At 68.5% G+C, this 18,844-nt stretch carries 20 protein-coding genes; 13 read left to right on the forward strand and 7 right to left on the reverse strand.

The window, feature by feature from the left end:
- The first annotated feature begins 52 nt into the window (after positions 1 to 52).
- From BM172_RS09005 to BM172_RS09015, 3 genes are read left to right on the forward strand one after another with little or no spacing between them, the layout of a single operon-like run.
- Complete coding sequence (locus BM172_RS09005) at positions 53 to 1,171, forward strand: MFS transporter (RefSeq protein ID WP_231504088.1); 1,119 nt, start codon at positions 53 to 55, stop codon at positions 1,169 to 1,171.
- The gene (locus tag BM172_RS09010; protein WP_081804970.1) at positions 1,168 to 1,806 is read left to right on the forward strand and encodes an HAD family hydrolase; all 639 of its coding nucleotides are present in this window, start codon (positions 1,168 to 1,170) and stop codon (positions 1,804 to 1,806) included. The genes BM172_RS09005 and BM172_RS09010 overlap by 4 nt, the downstream gene beginning before the upstream one ends.
- Positions 1,803 to 2,615 (forward strand): DeoR/GlpR family DNA-binding transcription regulator, encoded by an 813-nt coding sequence (locus tag BM172_RS09015; RefSeq protein WP_051548267.1) that lies wholly within the window; start codon positions 1,803 to 1,805, stop codon positions 2,613 to 2,615. The genes BM172_RS09010 and BM172_RS09015 overlap by 4 nt, the downstream gene beginning before the upstream one ends.
- Before the next feature lie 96 nt (positions 2,616 to 2,711).
- On the opposite strand, the gene BM172_RS09020 is transcribed toward BM172_RS09015, so the two are convergent.
- Positions 2,712 to 3,152 carry a DUF2147 domain-containing protein gene (locus BM172_RS09020; protein ID WP_026633123.1) on the reverse strand — a complete coding sequence of 147 codons (441 nt, stop codon included), beginning with the start codon at positions 3,150 to 3,152 and terminating at the stop codon, positions 2,712 to 2,714.
- A 138-nt stretch (positions 3,153 to 3,290) separates the two neighbouring features.
- Here BM172_RS09020 and apbC point away from each other — a divergent pair, with 138 nt between their 5' ends.
- Positions 3,291 to 4,385 carry an iron-sulfur cluster carrier protein ApbC gene (apbC, locus tag BM172_RS09025; RefSeq protein WP_026633124.1) on the forward strand — a complete coding sequence of 365 codons (1,095 nt, stop codon included), beginning with the start codon at positions 3,291 to 3,293 and terminating at the stop codon, positions 4,383 to 4,385.
- A 78-nt stretch (positions 4,386 to 4,463) separates the two neighbouring features.
- On the opposite strand, the gene BM172_RS09030 is transcribed toward apbC, so the two are convergent.
- Positions 4,464 to 5,063, reverse strand: a complete 600-nt coding sequence (locus BM172_RS09030) for a hypothetical protein (RefSeq protein ID WP_035322042.1) — start codon at positions 5,061 to 5,063, stop codon at positions 4,464 to 4,466.
- A gap of 355 nt (positions 5,064 to 5,418) precedes the next feature.
- Here BM172_RS09030 and dcd point away from each other — a divergent pair, with 355 nt between their 5' ends.
- Together dcd and BM172_RS09040 are read left to right on the forward strand one after the other, a co-directional pair.
- A complete protein-coding gene (gene dcd, locus BM172_RS09035) occupies positions 5,419 to 5,985 on the forward strand; it encodes a dCTP deaminase (RefSeq protein ID WP_026633125.1) in 567 nt (188 codons plus the stop codon).
- Between the two features lie 120 nt (positions 5,986 to 6,105).
- Positions 6,106 to 6,600 carry a hypothetical protein gene (locus BM172_RS09040; RefSeq protein WP_026633126.1) on the forward strand — a complete coding sequence of 165 codons (495 nt, stop codon included), beginning with the start codon at positions 6,106 to 6,108 and terminating at the stop codon, positions 6,598 to 6,600.
- Between the two features lie 157 nt (positions 6,601 to 6,757).
- On the opposite strand, the gene BM172_RS09045 is transcribed toward BM172_RS09040, so the two are convergent.
- Together BM172_RS09045 and BM172_RS09050 are read right to left on the reverse strand one after the other, a co-directional pair.
- A complete protein-coding gene (locus BM172_RS09045) occupies positions 6,758 to 7,171 on the reverse strand; it encodes an HIT domain-containing protein (protein ID WP_026633127.1) in 414 nt (137 codons plus the stop codon).
- Positions 7,168 to 7,836, reverse strand: coding sequence for a dienelactone hydrolase family protein (locus BM172_RS09050; protein ID WP_026633128.1), 669 nt, complete (start codon positions 7,834 to 7,836; stop codon positions 7,168 to 7,170). Before BM172_RS09050 ends, BM172_RS09045 begins: the two co-directional genes overlap by 4 nt.
- 99 nt (positions 7,837 to 7,935) lie before the next feature.
- Between BM172_RS09050 and BM172_RS09055 the strand changes: the two genes are divergently transcribed.
- The 6 genes from BM172_RS09055 to BM172_RS09080 all read left to right on the forward strand — a co-directional run bounded on the left by BM172_RS09055 (position 7,936) and on the right by BM172_RS09080 (position 13,641).
- Positions 7,936 to 8,580, forward strand: coding sequence for a DUF6348 family protein (locus BM172_RS09055; RefSeq protein ID WP_026633129.1), 645 nt, complete (start codon positions 7,936 to 7,938; stop codon positions 8,578 to 8,580).
- 152 nt (positions 8,581 to 8,732) lie between these two features.
- Positions 8,733 to 9,620 (forward strand): phytanoyl-CoA dioxygenase family protein, encoded by an 888-nt coding sequence (locus BM172_RS09060; protein WP_051548268.1) that lies wholly within the window; start codon positions 8,733 to 8,735, stop codon positions 9,618 to 9,620.
- A gap of 83 nt (positions 9,621 to 9,703) precedes the next feature.
- Entirely contained in the window at positions 9,704 to 11,038 is a 1,335-nt protein-coding gene (rimO, locus tag BM172_RS09065) for a 30S ribosomal protein S12 methylthiotransferase RimO (protein ID WP_026633130.1), read from the forward strand.
- Between the two features lie 9 nt (positions 11,039 to 11,047).
- Positions 11,048 to 11,848, forward strand: a complete 801-nt coding sequence (locus tag BM172_RS09070) for a DUF3025 domain-containing protein (RefSeq protein ID WP_026633131.1) — start codon at positions 11,048 to 11,050, stop codon at positions 11,846 to 11,848.
- Positions 11,849 to 11,920: 72 nt separating this feature from the next.
- Positions 11,921 to 12,946 (forward strand): phosphate/phosphite/phosphonate ABC transporter substrate-binding protein, encoded by a 1,026-nt coding sequence (gene phnD, locus BM172_RS09075; protein WP_026633132.1) that lies wholly within the window; start codon positions 11,921 to 11,923, stop codon positions 12,944 to 12,946.
- Positions 12,947 to 13,065: 119 nt separating this feature from the next.
- A complete protein-coding gene (locus BM172_RS09080) occupies positions 13,066 to 13,641 on the forward strand; it encodes a hypothetical protein (protein ID WP_026633133.1) in 576 nt (191 codons plus the stop codon).
- A 211-nt stretch (positions 13,642 to 13,852) separates the two neighbouring features.
- Here BM172_RS09080 and greB read toward each other — a convergent pair whose 3' ends face one another.
- Genes greB through BM172_RS09095 form a run of 3 tightly spaced genes read right to left on the reverse strand, consistent with a single transcriptional unit; the run spans position 13,853 to position 17,113 of the window.
- Positions 13,853 to 14,350: a transcription elongation factor GreB gene (gene greB, locus BM172_RS09085; RefSeq protein ID WP_026633134.1), complete on the reverse strand. Its 498-nt coding sequence runs from the start codon at positions 14,348 to 14,350 to the stop codon at positions 13,853 to 13,855.
- On the reverse strand, positions 14,347 to 15,606 hold the full coding sequence (locus tag BM172_RS09090) for a hypothetical protein (RefSeq protein WP_026633135.1): 1,260 nt from the start codon (positions 15,604 to 15,606) through the stop codon (positions 14,347 to 14,349). The genes greB and BM172_RS09090 overlap by 4 nt, the downstream gene beginning before the upstream one ends.
- Positions 15,607 to 15,616: 10 nt before the next feature.
- Positions 15,617 to 17,113 carry a helicase HerA-like domain-containing protein gene (locus BM172_RS09095; RefSeq protein ID WP_026633136.1) on the reverse strand — a complete coding sequence of 499 codons (1,497 nt, stop codon included), beginning with the start codon at positions 17,111 to 17,113 and terminating at the stop codon, positions 15,617 to 15,619.
- Positions 17,114 to 17,242: 129 nt separating this feature from the next.
- Between BM172_RS09095 and BM172_RS09100 the strand changes: the two genes are divergently transcribed.
- Positions 17,243 to 18,742, forward strand: a complete 1,500-nt coding sequence (locus BM172_RS09100; RefSeq protein WP_026633137.1) for a transglycosylase SLT domain-containing protein — start codon at positions 17,243 to 17,245, stop codon at positions 18,740 to 18,742.
- The last annotated feature ends 102 nt before the right edge of the window (positions 18,743 to 18,844 follow it).

The following is an 18,844-nucleotide window of genomic DNA, read 5'->3' on the forward strand; positions in this document are numbered from 1 at the left end:
GCCGCCAGGCATGCGAACGACGAACGAAGGCGCCCTGGCAGGGCGCGAATCCTTGGGCCGTGCCACCCTGTCCACCCGCCTGATCTTCCTGGTCTCCGGCATCGGCATGTCGGCATGGGCGCCGATGGTGCCGTACGCGAAATCGCGGCTGGGCCTGGACGATGCGCAGCTCGGCCTGATCCTGCTGGTGTTCGGCGGCGGTTCGATGGCCTCGATGCCGTTCGTCGGCTGGCTGACCCATCGCTTCGGCAACCGCCGCGTGATCGTCGCCTCGGGCCTGCTGCTGTGCCTGGCGCTGCCGGCGCTGGCGCTGGCGCCGAGTGCGCTTCTGCTCACCGCGGCGCTGGCTTATTTCGGCGTGATGCTCGGCGTGGTCGACGTGGCCATGAACGCGCATGCGGTCGAGGTGGAAAAGCTCGACGGCCGCGTGCTGATGTCCGGCTTCCATGGCCTGTTCAGTGTCGGCGGCCTGACCGGCGCGGCGCTGATGAGCGCGTTGCTTGCCATCGGACTGCCGCTGGCCTGGAGCGCGGCGGTGCTGGCCGGTTTGCTCGCCGCGCTGGTGCTGTTCCTGCGCGGCGGCCTGCTGGCAGGTGCCAGCGAGGCGGAAGGCCATGCGGCCTTCGGCATTCCGCGCGGCCTGGTACTGCTGCTGGGCCTGCTGTGCTTCGTCAGCTTCATGGCGGAAGGCTCGATGCTGGACTGGAGCGCGGTGTTCCTGCGCGATTTCCGCGGCTTCGCGGCGAGCTCGGCGGGCATCGGCTATGCCTGCTTCTCCATCGCGATGGCGCTGGGCCGCCTCACCGGCGACCGGCTCGTGCAGCGCGTGGGCACGGTGTGGACGGTGCGCGCCGGCGCGGCGCTGGCGGCGGCCGGTTTCGCGCTGGTTTCCAGCGTGCCGTGGGCGCCGCTGTCCTTGCTCGGCTTCGTGCTGATCGGCCTGGGCGCGTCCAATATCGTGCCGGTGATGTTCAGCGCCGCCGGCCGCCTGCCGGGCACCTCGCCGGCGGTGGCGCTGGCGACGGTGACCATGCTCGGCTACGTGGGCCTGCTCAGCGGGCCGGCCCTGATCGGCTTCCTTTCGAAGATCACCAGCCTGCCGCTGGCGATGGCCGCGGTGGCGGTGCTGCTGGCGGTGGTGTCCGCGTCGGCGCGGATCGTGCGGCGATGACGGAGCGCAACGCAATGATCGATACGGTGGTGTTCGACCTCGGCGGCGTGCTGATCGACTGGAATCCACGCTATCTCTATCGCCAGCTGTTCGACGACGAAGCGGCGATGGAGCATTTCCTGACGAAGATCTGCACCGGCCCGTGGAACGAGCAGCAGGACGCGGGCCGCCCGTGGAGCGAGGCGATCGCCCGGCTCAGCGCGGAGCATCCCGCGCACGCGCCGCTGATCGCCGCCTTCCGCGAGCGCTGGGAAGAGATGCTGGCCGGCCCGATCGCCGGCAGCGTGGAGCTGCTGGCGGAGCTGAAGGCGCGCGGCGTGCGCCTCTATGCGCTGACCAACTGGTCGAACGAGACCTTCCCGCGCGCGCTGGAGCTGTACGACTTCCTGCATTGGTTCGAAGGCATCGTGGTCTCCGGCGAGGAGCGGCTGATCAAGCCCGATCCGCGCATCTACCAGTGCCTGTTCGAGCGCTATGGCGTCGAACCCTCGCGTGCGCTCTACATCGACGACGCCCGCCGCAACGTCGACGCGGCGGCGGCGCTGGGCATGCAGGCGTGGTGGTTCCAGGGTGCGGAAGGCTTGCGCACGTGGCTGGCCTCGCACGGCCTGGTCGACGACAAGGCCACCGCATGAGCCGGCACCTCGCCAGCGCAAGCCTGCCTGCCGAAGCGCTGCCGCAGGAGCGCCAGCAGTGGATCCTGCAGCGGCTGCGCAGCCAGGGGCGCGTGGTCGCCGCGGAACTCGCGGCGGAATGCCAGGTATCGGAGGACTCGATCCGCCGCGACCTGCGCGAGCTCGCCGCACAAGGCCTGTGCAAGCGCGTCTACGGCGGCGCGCTGCCGCTCACCGTGCCGGTGCAGCCGCTGAAGCAGCGGCGCGGCGAACATGCCGGCCGCAAGCAGGCGCTGGCGCGCAAGGCGGCGACGCTGGTGCGGCAGGGGCAGATCCTGCTGATCGACGCCGGTTCCACCAATACCGCCATCGCCGCGGCGCTGCCCGAGCGCAGCCAGCTCACCGTGGTCACCAACGCGCCCGATGTCGCCCTGGCGCTGCTGGACCGCGAGGGCTTCGAGATCCTGTTGGTCGGCGGGCGCGTGGATCCGCGCATCGGCGGCGCGGTGGGCGCGCAGGCGGTGAAATCGCTGCAGGGCATCCGCGCAGACCTGTGCTTTCCCGGCGCCTGTGCGCTGGACCTGGACGGCGGCCTGTGGGGCTTCGACAGCGAGGAAGTGCTGTTCAAGCGCACCATGGTCGAGTGCAGCGGCGAGACCGCGGTGGTGGTCACCAGCGACAAGCTCGGCGCGGTGGCCACGCATCGCGTGGCGGAACTGGCCGAGGTGCAGCACCTGGTGGTCGAGCACGAGGTCGACAAGGCGACGCGGGCGGCGTATGCGGCGCGCGGCGTGACGGTGTATCGGGCCGAGGCAGGGAATGGGGAATAGAGAATAGGGAATAAAAAAGCGCGCCCCACAAGTGTTGTGGGGCGCGCTCCTATTCTCTATTCCCTATTCCCTATTCCCCAGGCGGCATACGCCGCCTTATTCCTGGCGCTCCCACACCTGGCTGCGCCCGATCAGCGAGAAGCCGATGTAGCCGTGCACGTCCAGCTTGGCGCCGTTCTCCAGCAGCTTCAGCTTGACCTTGTAGGTCTTGCCGTTCTTGGGATCGAGGATCTTGCCGCCGTCCCATTCGTCGCCGTCCTGCTTGACGCCCCACATGATCACCATGCCTTCGACCGGCTTGTCCTTGCGCTCGCCGTCGCATTCCTTGCAGACCGGGTGCGGGCCTTCGTCCGACTGCAGCACCTGCAGCACCTTGCCCTGCAGCTCGCCGTTGACCTCGGTGATTTCCACGATGGACTTGGGCTGGTGGGTCTTGTCGTCGATGGTCTTCCACTTGCCGACCGGCGAAGCGGCGAAGACCGTACCGGCGCCGAGCAGCAGTCCGGCGGCGATGGCGAGGCGGATCAATGGCTTCATGTGCTCCCTCCCGTACGAAACAGTATGGAGGGGGAGCCTGACGAGCCCCAGCCGGCCCGTCAAGCTGCAATGCGCAAGCTCGGCGCCGCCTGGCGGGCTGGCATAATGGCCCATCTCCCGCTGCATTCCCGACCCTTCATGACGCAGGCAAGCGAAGCCCTGGTACGCCGCATTCTCGGCGACACCATCGATCCCCACACCGGCGCGCCGCTCGCCGACAGCCTGCGCGCCGTCGGCGTGGACGGCACGCGCGTCTCGGTCGACCTGCAGCTCGGCTATCCGGCCGCCGGCGCCGCCGAAGCGATCGCGGCCCTGGCCAGGCAGGCGCTGGAAGCGGATCCGTCGATCGACGCGGCCGCGGTGTCGGCGACCAGCCGCATCTACGCGCACAAGGTGCAGGGCACGCTGGCGCCGCTGCCCAACGTGAAGAACATCATCGTGGTCGCCTCCGGCAAGGGCGGGGTGGGCAAGTCCACCGTGTCGGCCAACCTCGCGCTGGCGCTGGCCGCCGAGGGCGCCAGGGTGGGCGTGCTCGATGCGGACATCTATGGCCCGAGCCAGCCGCGCATGCTCGGCATCAGCGGCAAGCCCGAGTCGCCGGACGGCAAGACCATCGTGCCGCTGCAGGCACACGGCCTGCAGGCGATGTCGATCGGCTTCCTGGTCGACGAGGAGACGCCGATGATCTGGCGCGGCCCGATGGTCACCCAGGCGATGATGCAGCTGCTCAACGATTCGCGCTGGGAGCAACTCGACTACCTGGTGGTCGACCTGCCGCCGGGCACCGGCGACATCCAGCTGACGCTGTCGCAGAAGGTGCCGGTGGCCGGCGCGGTGATCGTCACCACGCCGCAGGACATCGCCCTGCTGGACGCGCGCAAGGCGCTGAAGATGTTCGAGAAGGTCGAGGTGCCGGTGCTGGGCGTGGTGGAGAACATGGCTACCCACGTGTGCACCAGCTGCGGCCACGAGGAACACATCTTCGGCGAGGGCGGCGGGGCGCGCATGGCCGAGCAGTACCACGTCGCCTATCTCGGTTCGCTGCCGCTGGATATCCGCATCCGCGAGCAGGCCGACGGCGGCACGCCCACGGTGGCGGCGATGCCGGACTCCGACCTGGCCGCGCGCTACCGCGAAATCGCGCGCAATGCGGCGGGCCGGCTGTCGCGGCAACCGCGCAACAAGTCGCTGGGCCTGGGCAAGATCATCGTGCAGGGCACGCCGTCGACATGACCGTCGCCTCCTCCCATACGACCTTGCCGCGCGCCTGAAAGAAAACGGGCGCCTCGCGGCGCCCGTTGCGCAGGGGGCTTAAGCGCCCGCCTTCTTCTGGCGATGAATCGCGCGGCTGTCGCGGTTCTCCGTGCGCTGGATATGGCGCTGCTCGCCGCGGCTCACATGGCCGTTGGCGCCGGCGTTGTGCTCCTCATGGTCGACATGCGCCTCGCGGCCCTGCAGGTGCGCCACCTGCCTGTCGTTGAGCGAGCCGTTGCGCACGCCCTGGTCGATGCGCTTTTCCTGGTTGACATTGCGCTGCACGTCGGCGGCCATGCGGCGCGAGGAAGCGGAGTTCGGATTCTGCGTCGCGCCATTGTGCGTATCGCGGTAGACATCGCGGCTCTGCACGTTCTCCGCATGCTGGATCTGCGCCTGTTCCTTGCCGGTCAGCGGACCGTTGCGCAGGTCGCGCTGCTCCATGCGGTCGATATGCGCCTGGCCCTGTTCCAGCTGCGAGGTCTCGCGGGTGGTGAGCTGGCCGTCCTTGACGCCGTTCTCGATGCGCTGCTGCTGGTTGACGTTGCGCTGCACGTCCTGGTTCACCGGCGCCTCCTGCGCGTGGGCGGCGGCACCGAAGGCGGCGGCGACGAAACCGGCGAGTGCGAGACGGCGGAAGCTGATGCGGTGCTGCATGGGCGTTCTCCTCTTTGGAATGGTGGAACTGCGTGGCCCGGGTGCTGCGGAGAACGGAAGGACGGCAGGCGTGTTGACGGGCGCGGGTGGGACGGATTTAGCCGGCGCTCAGCCTGGCCTGCGATTGGTCTGTTCTGAAAATCCCGGCTGATCAGCGAGTTGTCTTTCGTGGCTTGCATGTGGCTGACGGCGGTCGACGGTCACGGAGGGATGGCCGTCGCCGCCGTCGCGGCGTTCCGGGCCGCCCGCCACGCCTGCCTGCGACTGGCGGGCGCAGGGGCGATCCGCTATGTTTTTCCGCTTTCGGCCCGGCATCCCGCGCAGGGACGGACCTTCGATCGCAATGGGAGCCCGAGTGAGCATCAAATCCGACAAGTGGATCCGGCGCATGGCCGATCAGCACGGCATGATCGAGCCGTACGAGCCGGGCCAGATCAAGCTCCGCGACGGCAACAAGCTGGTCTCCTACGGCACTTCCAGCTACGGCTACGACGTGCGCTGCGCACGCGAGTTCAAGATCTTCACCAATATCAACTCCACCATCGTCGACCCGAAGGCGTTCGACCCGACCAGCTTCGTCGACGTCGAGGCGGACGTGTGCATCATCCCGCCGAACTCGTTCGCACTGGCGCGCACGGTGGAGTACTTCCGCATCCCGCGCAGCGTGCTGACCATCTGCCTGGGCAAGAGCACCTACGCGCGCTGCGGCATCATCGTCAACGTGACGCCGCTGGAGCCGGAGTGGGAAGGCCACGTCACGCTGGAGTTCTCCAACACCACGCCGCTGCCGGCCAAGATCTATGCCAACGAAGGCGTGGCGCAGATGCTGTTCCTCGAATCCGACGAGGAATGCGAGACCAGCTACCGCGACCGCGGCGGCAAGTACCAGGGGCAGCGCGGCGTGACCTTGCCGCGCACCTGATCCGCAGGAATTCGCGCGAGTCGGCAGCTGAACGGCTGCCGCCCCGCCACGGTGCAGGCCAGGGGGCCGGCGCTACACTCGCTTCGTTGTCTTCACTGAATTGAATTGCCGGAGATGCACATGATTCGTCTATCCACGCTGCTCAGCCGCAGCGCCGCCGCCGTCCTGCTGGGCAGCCTGCTGGTCCTCGCCGGTTGCCATCGCGGCGCCACCAAGGACGAGGCCGTCCAGACGGCCCAGATGCAGGGCAAGTTCGACGCCACCGTGGAGGCCTACAAGAGCGGCCAGTTCATGGTCGACGGCGCGGTGCTCTCCGCCCTCGACACCGGCAGCCACTTCGCCTACCTCAAGGACCAGGGCAAGCTGCCCAAGACCGTGCTGCTGATCCCCAGCGACGAGTCGAAGGTGCGCAAGGCGCACCTGGAGTTCATGGCGCGCATGCAGCTGGACTACGGTTTTGCCGTGTACTACGACGACGGCGGCACGCTGAAGAAGATCAATCCGGTCGAGACCAAGGCGCGCAACCTCGAGGACTACCACGCCCCGGTCAAGATGAACGACGAGATGAAGGGCAAGGAAGCGAGCAGCGGCGGCTACGATCCCTCGCAGCGCTGAGTTCGCTTGCGTTCCAGCAGAAAGCCCGCGAGCGATCGCGGGCTTTTTTGTCTCAGGGGGTAGGTTGGGGTGAGCCACAGGCGAACCCCAACGCTGCGATACGTTCGGCGTTATTGCGTTGGGGTTCGCCTGCGGCTCACTCCAACCTACCAGTGCGTCAGGCCAGCGTGCTTTGCAGTCTGGCGATGAGCTGTTCCAGCAGCGCAGCTTCGTACGGCTGCGCCGGACCGCTGCCCCACACCGGCCCCGGCCACGCGGCATCGCCCTCGCGGCGCGCCACCACGTGCACATGCAGTTGCCGCACGATATTGCCCAGCGCACCCAGGTTGAGCTTGTCGCAGGGCGCGCAGGCGCGCAGCGCGGCGGCGGCGCGGTTCGCTTCGCTCCATAGCACCTGCTGCTCGATGTCGGCGAGATCGGCGATCTCGACCATGCCGGCGCGCCGCGGCACCAGCACCAGCCAGGCGTAGCGTGCGTCGTTCATCAGCAGCAGTTCGCACAGCGGCAGGCTGGCGACGCGGCGGGTGTCGGCGGCGAGGCGGGCGTCCAGGACGAAGCGGTCGCCGCTCATGCGCCGGCCAGCTCGCGGGCGAAGAAACCCATGCTGCGGTCCCACGCCAGCGTCGCGCTGGGTTCGTGGTATTGCGCGCCGACGTCGCGGTTGAAGGCGTGGTCGGCTGGGTAGGTATAGATCTCCATCTGCGGCAGCTTTTCGCGGTGCTTCGCGACCATTTCCGGCGGGATGCTCTTGTCGAGCTCGCCGAAGTGGAACATCACTGGCGCCTTGAGCGCCTCGTCCAGGAACGGCAGGTTGCGCGCACCGTAATAGCTCACCGAGGGCAGCCCCAGCCGGATCGCCGCGAGCAGGGCCACCGTGCCGCCCCAGCAGAAGCCGACCGTGCCGATCTTCCCGGCCGAGGCGATCGATTCCGCCGCGCTGCCCACCGCCTCCACCGCGCGATCCATGCCCAGCTCGTTCACCAGCGCCTTGCCGCGGGCGGAGGTGTCGGCGTTGTAGTCCATCTCCACGCCGGTCTCCAGGTAATCGAAGAACTGCGGCGCGACGGCGACATAGCCTGCGGCAGCGAGGCGATCGGCGACGCTGCGGATATGCGCGTTCACGCCGAAGATTTCCTGGATCACCACGATGCCGCCTTTGGGCTTGCCTTCGGGGCGGGCCAGGTAGGCGCCGATGCATTGGGTGCCGGAGGTCGGAAGATTGATGTGCTGGCCCATGCTTGCGCTCTCGCTGCGGCAAAGCCGGAAGTTTAGGCGGGTTGGGAGCGGCTGTGCATTTATGAGAGGCTATCGCGGCTTACCGCCCAGGATTTTTCGATGAACGGCCACTCCGTGCAAACCGATCTGCTCCGCCTGTTCGAGCGCCACGACGTGGAGCTGGAGCCGGACGAGGACGACTGGCTGGTCACCGACGGCGATTTCCCCGCCGTGCGCGCCAGTTGGCACGACGGTGCGCAAGGCGAGCCGGGCCGGCTGGATGTCGACGTGGTGATCAGCGAAGAGCGCCAGATCGAGGAAAGTTTCGCCGGCCATGGCCGCGGCGATGCGGGCGCGCGCGATGCGCTGCAAGCGTTCGAGCGTAACGTCCTGCATGTCCTGCTGGCGGCATGCTGGTACGTCACCGACGATCGGCGCATCCAGTTGCACAACTGGGAATTCGGCGTGCGCAGCTGGGATGTCTTCATCGGCCCCTTGGCCTTCAGCCGCGACGGCGTGCCTGCTCCGGATGGCTTGTCGGCGGGCTTGCAGGATGCCTTGCGCAACGAAGCGCTGAGCGGCGAATTGCACTGGATCCGCCTGTTCTATCGCCGCGCCGACGACGGTTCGGTGCTGGCCGAGGCCTTGCTGGACAACCAGCCATGGCCGGGCGGCGATCGCCTGCTCGCCCAGCTGGCCTGGCCGTCGAGCGGGCAGGGCTATAGCGCACGCTGCTTCATTGCGCTGGATATTCGCGATTACTGAAGCTGCCGGCGGAGCCGCGCAGCTGGAACAGCGTCGAAGTGTCGGGGGGCACGATGGTCGAGACGGCAGCAGGGCTTGGTATCGAGGAGTTGCATACGTATTGGGCTTGCCAGTGCGCGCCGGGATCGGCGGCGCCGCTGCCGCAGGATGTCGTGAAGACCTTGCTGGCGGGCCTGCGTCTCAATGTGCTGGAAACCCTGCGCTATCTGCATCAGCACAAGCCGGGCTTTGCGCAATTCGAAGCCTGGATCTGTGAGCGCAATGGGGGCGAATTCGAAGACGCCGCGCTGGATCGCTTGCGGCGCGCCTTGGCCGGCGAGGCGGTCGGCGCGGAAGTCGGCGATCTCGACGGCATCGAAGGCCTGAGCGCCGACGACCTTGCGCACTGGGACGAGCACGGCTACGTCATCCTGCGCAACGCGATCAGCCCGGAAGCGGCGGAAAGCACCGAGCTGGCCATCTACGATTTTCTCGGGATGCACCGCGACGACCCCGAGTCCTGGTATCGCCAATCCCTGGGCCATTCCATCTGGGTGCCGCTGCTGCGCCATCCGGCGGTCGTGGCCAATCGCCGCTCGCCGCGCATCCACAAGGCCCACGCGCAGCTGTGGGGCCGCGAGGACCTGTGGGTCACCATCGACCAGGTGGGATTCAATCCGCCGGAGCGCCCGGACTGGATGTTTCCCGGGCCTCATCTGCACTGGGACAGCACGCTCGCCGAACCGCACTGCCTGGAACTGCAGGGCATCCTCTATCTCGCCGACGTGGCCGCCGACCAGGGCGCCTTCAGCTGCGTGCCGGGCTTCCATCGCGAGCTGAAGTCGTGGCTGAAAAGCGTTCCGGCCGGCGTGAACCCGAACGATCACGCGCGGCGCACCCTGACCATGCGGCCCATCGATGCCCGGCGCGGCGACATGGTCATCTGGCATCACCTGCTGCCGCACGGCAGCAGCCCGAACCGGGCGCAGCGGCCGCGCGTCGTGCAATACATGTCGCTGCGGCCCACGCGTTATGCCTACACCGAGGAATGGACGTCCTGAGCCGGGCTGGGCGCCAGCCCGTGCGGGGTAGCCGGGTTCGGCTATAATTCCCTGTTTGCCAATCCCTTAACGGTTCCCAGGTCATGTCCCAGGCCACCCAGAAAATCGGTTTCGTCAGCCTCGGCTGCCCCAAGGCGCTGGTCGATTCCGAGCGCATCCTCACCCAGCTCAAGGTCGAGGGCTACGAGATCGTGCCCAGCTACGGCGCGGCAGACGCGGTGGTGGTCAATACCTGCGGCTTTATCGATGCGGCCGTGCAGGAGTCGCTGGATGCGATCGGCGAGGCGCTGCACGAGAACGGCAAGGTCATCGTCACCGGCTGCCTGGGCAAGCGCTCGGAGCTGATCCGCGAAGCCTATCCGGACGTGCTGGCGATCACCGGCCCGCAGGACTACGCCAGCGTGATGAACGCGGTGCATGCCACCTTGCCGCCGCAGCGCAATCCGTTGCTGGACATTATCCCGGACACCGGCATCAAGCTCACGCCGAAGCATTACGCGTACTTGAAGATTTCCGAAGGCTGCAACCACCGCTGCAGCTTCTGCATCATCCCCTCGATGCGCGGCGACCTGGTCTCGCGTCCGATCGACGAAGTGCTGGTCGAAGCCGAGCGCCTGGTCAAGGGCGGCGTGAAGGAACTGCTGGTGATTTCGCAGGACACCAGCGCCTACGGCGTGGACCTGAAGTACGCCGAGCGCCAGTGGCGCGACAAGAGCTACCGCACGCGCATGACCGAGCTGTGCGAAGGCCTGTCGGAACTCGGCGTGTGGACGCGCCTGCACTACGTCTACCCGTATCCGCACGTGGACGAGGTAATGCAGCTGATGGCGGACGGCAAGCTGCTGCCGTATCTGGATATCCCGTTCCAGCACGCCAGCCCGCGCATCCTCAAGCTGATGAAGCGGCCGGGCAACATCGACAAGACGCTGGAGCGCATCCGCAATTGGCGCAAGGCGGTGCCGGAGCTGACCATCCGCAGCACCTTCATCGTCGGCTTCCCCGGCGAGACGGACGCGGAATTCGAAGAGCTGCTGGACTTCCTGCGCGAAGCCGAGCTGGACCGCGTCGGCGCGTTCGCCTATTCGCCGGTGGACGGCGCCAAGGCCAACGAGCTGCCGGGCGCGGTGTCCGAGGAACTGAAGGAAGACCGCCTGGAGCAGTTCATGGCGGTGCAGGCGGAAATCTCGGCCGCCAAGCTGCAGCGCAAGATCGGGCGGACCATCCAGGTGCTGGTCGATGAAGCCGGTGCCGATGGCGCGATCGCGCGTTCCGCGGCCGACGCGCCGGAAATCGACGGTGTCGTCCGCATCGCCCATGGCCCATTGCAGCCGGGCCAGCTCCTGAAACCGGGCCAGTTCGTCGACGTGGTGGTCGAGGCGGCGGACGAGCACGACCTGCACGCGCGCCTCGCCGGCTGAGGTTTCGCCATGCGCTACGTGGCGCCCGCGCGAGGCTCGGTCGATCCGATCGTGTTCGAGCGGCAGCCGCTGGCGGCCTGGAGCGAATACGCCACGCTGCTGCGCGGCGAGGGCTGGCCCGAGGTAGCGGCGCTCGATGCGCAGCTGCCCGCCGGCGCGCCCGAGCGTTTCGTGGCGCAGACGCGCGCCTTGCTCGACGACGGCCTGCATTACGAGCAGCGCATCCACGTGCACGGCCGGATCGCCACCCGCGAAGCGAACTGGCACGACCTGTTCAATGCGCTGGTGTGGCTGCGCTATCCGGCCATCAAGCGCGCCTTGAACGCGCAACAGGTGGCGGAGATCGCGCACATGGGGCCGCGCGAGCGCTCCCGGCCGCAGTACGCGCTGACCCATTTCGACGAAGCCGGCGTGCTGGTCGCGCTGCGCGATCCCGCGCTGCTGGATCTGTGGGACGCCCACGACTGGCATGGCCTGTTCTGGCGCCGGCGCGAGGCCTGGCTGGACGGCACGATCTGCGTCGAGGTCTTCGGCCATGCCCTGCTGGAGCACGCGCTGACCGCCGGCAAGCTGCTGGTGGGCAAGGCCCTGGTCTTCGCCTGTACCGGGGCGGCGGAGCCGGTCGCGGCGCGCTGCGCGGCGGGCATTGCCGCGGGCGCGCTGCTGCGCGATCCGCTGGAACTGCGCCCGCTGCCGCTGTCCGGCATTCCGGGCTGGCATCCGGACAACGGCGCGGAGTCCTTTCATCGCAGCGCCGAGTGCTACCAGCCCCTGCGCGAGGGGCGGCGCTATCCGCCCATGCTGGCCTGAGGCGCCGGAACGATTGCCCATCGGAGGGCTTCGCGGCTATATAAACGCCGGGGCAAATCGGGGGCGGTTCTTATGGACGCGAGAACGTCAGGGCGATCGGGCGGGCGGCTGCGGCGGATCCGGAACCTGCTGCTGGGGCTGGCTTGCTGGCTGCCGGTCGCCGCGCTGGCGGCCGATGCGGTCGAGCCGATCCGCTTCGGCATCCTGCCGATCGGCAGCGCAGCCGAATCGCGCGAGCAGTGGCGCCCGCTGCTGGCTGACCTGGAAAAGCGCCTGGGCCATCCGATCACCACCGTCTCGGTGAGCAGCTATGCCGGCCTGTCCGGCGCGATCGGCGACCAGCGCGTGGACATCGCCTTCCTGTCCGGCCGGCTCGCCGTCGAGGCGGTGCTGCGCCAGCATATGAGCGTGTTCGCGCAGTTCCAGCGCAACGACGGCGCCCGGGGCAACGTGGCCTTGCTGATCGTGCGCGCCGACGGCCCGATCCATGACCTGGACAGCCTGCTCGCGCATCCGGGACGCTGGCGCTACGCACGCGGCGAGCCCTTGTCCGTCACCGGCTACGTCGCGCCCGAGGCCGAGGTGTTCGCGCCGCGCGGGCTCAATTCCGACACCTTTTTCGCCCGCGTGCGCGTGGGCAATCACCAGAACAATGCGCTGGCGGTGGTCAACGGCGAAGTGGACGTGGCCAGCGGCAACAATCCGGACCTGGACCTGTTCCGCCGCAACTTCCCCGACCAGGCCGCACAGCTGAAAGTGATCTGGCGCTCCAGCCTGATTCCCTCCGGCGTGCTGGTGGTGCGCGCCGGCATGGAGCCGGCGCTGCGCAAGCAGTTGATGGATTTCATGCTGGGCTACGGCAAGGGCGGCGGCGCCGCGGGCGAGCGCGAGCGCGACAATCTCGCGCGCATTCCGGATCTCGCCGGCTTCGTCCCCGCCAGCAGCCTGGTGCTGCGTTCCTTCTCGGACATGGAATACACCTTGCAACGGCAGCAGGCCCTGCATGGGCGCTGGGTCAGTGATGCGGCGCGCGACGCGCGGCTGCGCCAGGTCGAGGCGGATCACCGGCAGGTGCTGCAGCAATTGCAGGCGCATTAGGCGCTTTGCCGCTCTGTTGGGGTCCGCTGCGCTCACCCCGACCTACAGACCGCCTGGGCAGGTGCGGTTCATGCTCGACCCGTAGGGTGAAGCGTTGCCATGCCACCAGGAGATCTCGCATGACTCACCACCAAGCGCGCCGTCGCGGCGCTTCCATGCGCTGGCTGTTCGCGCTCTCGCTGATGGGCGCCGCGGCGCTGTCGCCGCTGCCTGCCGCTGCACAGGCCAGCCCGCGACCGCAGGCCTCGCCGCAACCGCAGTCCGCTCCGCCGCCGGCGCCGCAGGCGAGCGGTCCGGAACTGCCCGCCGCGGACCAGTTGGCGATCAAGAACTACACGCTCAACGAGGATGTGCTCGGCCGCCTGCTCGCCGTGACCAAGGAAGCCCGTGCACAGAACATCCGCCCGCAGCCCGCGCCCGATCCGGCCAAGGTGCGCAACCTGGACGACCTGGCCAGCTATGCCGTCGGCGGCGACGCCAAGCTCGCCCCGCTGGTGCAGAAGCACGGCTTCACGCCACGCGAATTCCTGCTGGCCAACCTCGCGCTGATGAATGCTGCGCTGGCGGTGCAGGCGCGCAGCGATCCCAACCTGGCCAAGACCATCGACCAGTCGAAGGTCAATACGGCCAACGTGGCGTTCTTCGAATCGCACCAGCAGCAGATCGCGGCGCAGATGAGCGAAGGGGCCAAGTAGTCCACGGTTCTTGCGGCAAACTCTCTCGAGCGTCATCCCGGCGCAGGCCGGGATCCAGTGGTGATATCGCTTGATGGTCGCGCAGCGTCGGGACGCCGCTTCAAAAGAGCTACCGGTAGCGATTGCGCCACGACGCGGCGTGGTCGCTACTGGATCCCGGCCTGCGCCGGGATGACGGCTTGATGTGACGCCAGCGCTCGATGCGGCGCGCTCAGTACTCCACCGACACGATCGCAAAACGCGTCCGCCCACCGGGCAGTTCCGCTTCGAACTCGTCGTCCACGCGCTTCTTCAGTACTGCCCGCGCCAGCGGGGAGTCGATGCTGATCCAGCCGGCCCTCGCATCGGTCTCGTCGGGCCCGACGATGCGATAGATCACCGCCTCGCCGGAATCGACGTTCTCCAGCTCGATGCGCGCCCCGAAGAACACCGCCTCGCGATCCGCCGGCGCGCCCTCGGCCACTTTCAGCGCGGGAATCCGCTTGCTGAGGTAGCGCACGCGGCGATCGATCTCGCCGAGCTGCTTCTTGCGATAGGTGTATTCGGCGTTCTCGGAACGGTCGCCTTCGGCCGCCGCCGCGGCCAGCGCCTTGACCACCTCCGGCCGCAGCGTGTGCCACAGATGGTCCAGTTCGCTCTTGAGCTTCTCGAAGCCGTCGCGCGTGATGATCGCGGTCGAGGACGGTGAGGGTGGTCGCCAGCGGCTCATGGGGCGCGAGGGGTTTCCAGCAGTTGCCGTTCGAGCGCGAGCAGTTCCGCCTGCACCGGATGCTCCGGGAAGGCGGCGACCAGCTTGCGCACCAGCACCAGCGCTTCGGCCGGCAGGTCCAGCCGCAGGCCGAGCTGCTGCGCGGCGAGCAGGCCGATGCGTGGCGCTTCCGGCGTGCGCGGCCACTTCGCCAGGTAACCCTTGCACAGCTTCGCCGCGAGGCGGCTCATGCCCATGCGCGCGGCCAGCTCCGCCAGCGGACCGGCGGTCGCGGGATCGTCGGGCAGGAACGCCGGGTCGATATCGATGCATTCCTGCACCAGGCCCAGCGCGCGCTTGCCGTCGTTGCCGGCCAGCAAGGCGGCCGTCCAGATCTGGCCATGCACCAGCAGCGCCTCGCGCAGGCCTTCCTGGCGCAGCAGCTGGCGATAAGCCTGGTGCAGCGACGGCGGCGCGCTGCGGTCCTGCAGCCGCGCCACCAGCATGTCGATGGCGGCGCGCGGCTGTTCGGCGGCGCGCTCGCGCACGGCTTCGAGCAGGCGGCTGTCCTCGTCCTGGCCGCTGGAGGCGACCAGCCGCTCGGACTCCAGCTCGATGCCGAACTGTTCGTGCCGCTCGTGGATCATCGCGCCCATCAGGTGGAAGCCGAGCACGATCAGGTAGGTGTAGGCGAACGCATACAGCGGCATCGCGACCAGCCGCGGCATTGAGCCGGTGGCCGCGGCGGCGAGCACCACCAGCACCGCCACCAGCAGGTTGATCGCCACCGGGATCAGGTAGGCCAGGCCGAAGCCGGCGATCACGCGGAACACCTGCGCGGGATTGAGTGCCGCCGCCAGGTTGCCTTCGAACGCCAGCGTCATGTCGATCGCCGGCAGCACCAGCACCGCGACCAGCAGGATCGGCCACAGCGCGCCGGGGAAGAACACCGCCGAGACGATGCACAGCGCCGCCACCAGGAAGTGGATCGCGGTCAGCGCCCAGCCGGCGGATTCGTTGCCGCCCAGCCCCACGTCCGGCGGGTCGGCGAAGCCGTTGGCGGTGTGCATCATGCAATCGGAGGCGTAGCGCCAGGTCGCCGCCCACACCGCCAGCGTGCCGAGCGCGCCGATCAGGCTCGGCAGCAGGCCGACGTAGTGCGCCAGCGTAAGCGCCACGCAGCTGGCCAGCGCGCCGCCGCGCAGCGGATAGACGAACGCGGCGGGCAGGCGCTCGGCGAAGGGTTTATTGGAGGAAACCGTGGCGATCTTCGGCATGGCGGCGCGCTCAGCGCTTGCCCCCGAAGATGCTGCCCAGTACGCCGCGCACGATCTGCGTGCCCAGCCGCGAGCCGATGCTGCGCGTGGCCGACTTGGCCATCGCCTCGATCACGCCCTGGCGGCGGCCGTTGCCGAGCAGCACGTCGCGCACCGCATCGCCCCAGCCCGGCCCCTGGCTGGCGGCGGCTTCGCCCTTGCCGGCCGGCGCCGCGGTCGCGACTTTCTCGCCAGCGCGCGCGGCCAGCATTTCCGCTGCCGATTCGCGATTGACCGCGTTGTCGTACTTGCCGCCGACCGGCGAGCGCTGGCGTACCGTCGTGCGCTCCGCTTCGGTGATGGCGCCGATGCGCGAGGTGGGCGAGGTCACCAGCACCTGCTGTACCGGCGAGGGCACGCCGCCCTCGCGCAGGGTCGAGGCCAGCGCCTCGCCCACGGCGAGCTTGGTGATCGCGTCGCTGACGTCGAGCTGCGAGTTCGGCGCGAAGGTTTCCGCCGCCGCCTTCACCGCCTTCTGGTCGCGCGGCGTGAACGCGCGCAGCGCGTGCTGCACGCGGTTGCCGAGCTGGCCAAGGATGGTGCCCGGCACGTCGTCCGGATTCTGCGAGCAGAAATACACGCCCACGCCCTTGGAACGGATTAGCCGCACCACCTGTTCCACGCGCTGCAGCAGCGCCGGCGGCGCGTCGTCGAACAGCAGGTGCGCCTCGTCGAAGAAGAACACCATCTTCGGCTGCTCCAGGTCGCCCACTTCCGGCAGCTGCTCGAACAACTCCGACAGCAGCCACAGCAGGAAGGTGGAATACAGGCGCGGCTTGAGGATCAGCTGGTCCGCGGCCAGCACATTGATCACGCCGCGGCCGCTCATGTCCTGGCGCATCAGGTCGGCCAGCTCCAGCGCCGGCTCGCCGAAGAACTGGTCGGCGCCGTCCTGTTCCAGCTTCAGCACGGCGCGCTGGATCGCGGCAATGCTTTGCGTGCTGATCAGGCCGATCTGGGTGGAGATGTCCTTGGCGTGCTCGGCGGCAAAGCCGAGCAGGGCGCGCAGGTCGGCCAGGTCCAGCAGCAGCCAGCCATTGTCGTCGGCGAGCTTGAAGATGATTTCGAGCACGCCTTCCTGGGTGTCGTTCAATTCCAGGACGCGGCCGAGCAGGGTGGGGCCCATCTCGCTGATGGTGGCGCGCACCGGATGGCCGAGCTTGCCGTAGATGTCCCAGAAGATCACCGGATTGGCCTGCGGCTTCCAGTCCTTCAGATCCAGCCTGGCGAGGCGCGCCTTGAGCTTGTCGCCCGGTTCGCCCGCCGCCATCGACAGGCCGGCCAGGTCGCCCTTGGCGTCGGCCAGGAAGCAGGGCACGCCCAGCCGCGAGAAGCCTTCGGCCAGCACCATCAGCGAGACCGATTTGCCGGTGCCGGTGGCGCCGGCGATCATCCCGTGCCGGTTGCCGTAGTGCGGGTCGAGTTCGACGCTGGTGCTGTCGTTGCGGCCGATCAGAATGTCAGTCATGAGGATCCGTCCGTGTAAGGCCGGGCGATTGTAGCCAAGCGTGCGCGGTCCAGGGCGCGGCGGAATTTTTCAGTTGAGCCCGATGCTTGCGGCGGCTATTGTCGGCGTTTTCGACACGCGACAGCCCTCATGCCGGCAACACCTCACGTTCGCGCCCTGCGCCTGGCTCCACTCTTCGCGGCGCTCGGTGCGCTGGCCGGCTGCGCGAGCGCGGGCGGCAACAAGGCAGCCGAGCCCTCGGCGCAGGTGAATGCGCTGTACGCGCAGCTGGACCAGGCCAGCAAGGGCTACGACACGGCGCTGCAGCAGGCGCGCGAAGGCAATGCGCAGGCCTCGCAGCAGACGCTGTCGAGTTCGCTGGAACAGCTCAAGCGCGCCTCGGCGCAGTGCGGCAACAGCCCGGGTTGCGATCCGCAGCGCTTCTTCGCGGTGTACGACCGCCTGCTGCGCCTGAAGGACGGCAGCTTCTCGCTCGGCGACGACGTGGAAGTGAGCGGCGAGCAGACGCCCGAAGGCTCCGCCACCGCCGGCAAGACCGGCGCGGCCAGCCTGCCGCAGGCGCAGCGCAGCGTGACCCTGCTGCACGGCCAGAAGCTGTCCGAGCTGATCGCCATGAACGGCCCGGTGAAGGCGGCGCTGGAAATGTGGCTGACCCAGTGGCGCTCCAGCCTGATGGACGCCTACGTCAACTATCAGTACATGCGCTACCAGATGTGGCCGGCCTACCAGAGCCGCGACCTGCCCGAAGCGGTGCTGTTCGGCATCATGGCCAAGGAATCCGGCGGCAAGGTGCATGCTGTATCGCGCTCGGGCGCGGCGGGGCCGCTGCAGTTCATGTACGCCACCGGCCTGCGCTTCGGCCTGACCAGCGACGGCGGCTTCGACGAGCGCTTCGATCCGGCCCTGGCCGCGCGCGCCAACGCCGAATACCTGGACGAGCAGCTGGGCATCTTCAACAACAACCTCGAAGTGACCCTGGCCGCATACAACGGCGGCGAAGGCCGCATGCGCCGCCTGGTCGGCGACGACACCGCGGTCAGCTTCTACGACCCGCGCATCTACAACCAGCTCTCGCAGGAAACCCGCGACTACGTGCCGGCGGTGCTGGCGGCGGCGTGGCTGTTCCTGCATCCGGACAGCTACAACCTGCGCTTCCCCAAGGTGGACGGCGTGCCGGGCAACGTCACGCTGAAGCGGCCGGCCTCGCTGAGCGAGCTGACCGTGTGTCTGGGTTCGGCCGGCGGCATGGAGAGCGGCTGGTTCCGCACCCTGCGCAACCTCAATCCGCGCGTCGACCCGCAGGCCGCGCTGCCGTCGGGTACCCGGCTGGTGGTGCCCAAGCTGCTGGAACAGCCCTATGCCGCGCGCTGCGCCGACGGCCCCTGGCCGATCCTGGCCAACGACCTGCATACGGCGGTGATCCCGGTGGTCGCCGCGGCGCCGGAGCCGGCGCCGTCGCGTTCGTCTTCGACGAAGTCGCGCAGCTATACGGTGAAGCGCGGCGACACCCTGGTCGGCATCGTGCGCAAGCTGGGCTGCTCGGACGTGCAGGAAGTGGCGCAGCTCAACGGCATCCGGCAGCAGCACATCAAGCCGGGGCAGACGCTGAAGCTGCCGGCCTGCCGCTAATCCGAAAGTCGCGCCGTAGGTTGGGGTGAGCCGCAGGCGAACCCCAACGATGCGTGGCGCTTCACGTTGGGGTTCGCCTGCGGCTCACCCCAACCTACGCCG

It is taken from the genome of Dyella marensis (assembly GCF_900112865.1).
GTDB lineage: Bacteria > Pseudomonadota > Gammaproteobacteria > Xanthomonadales > Rhodanobacteraceae > Dyella_D > Dyella_D marensis_A.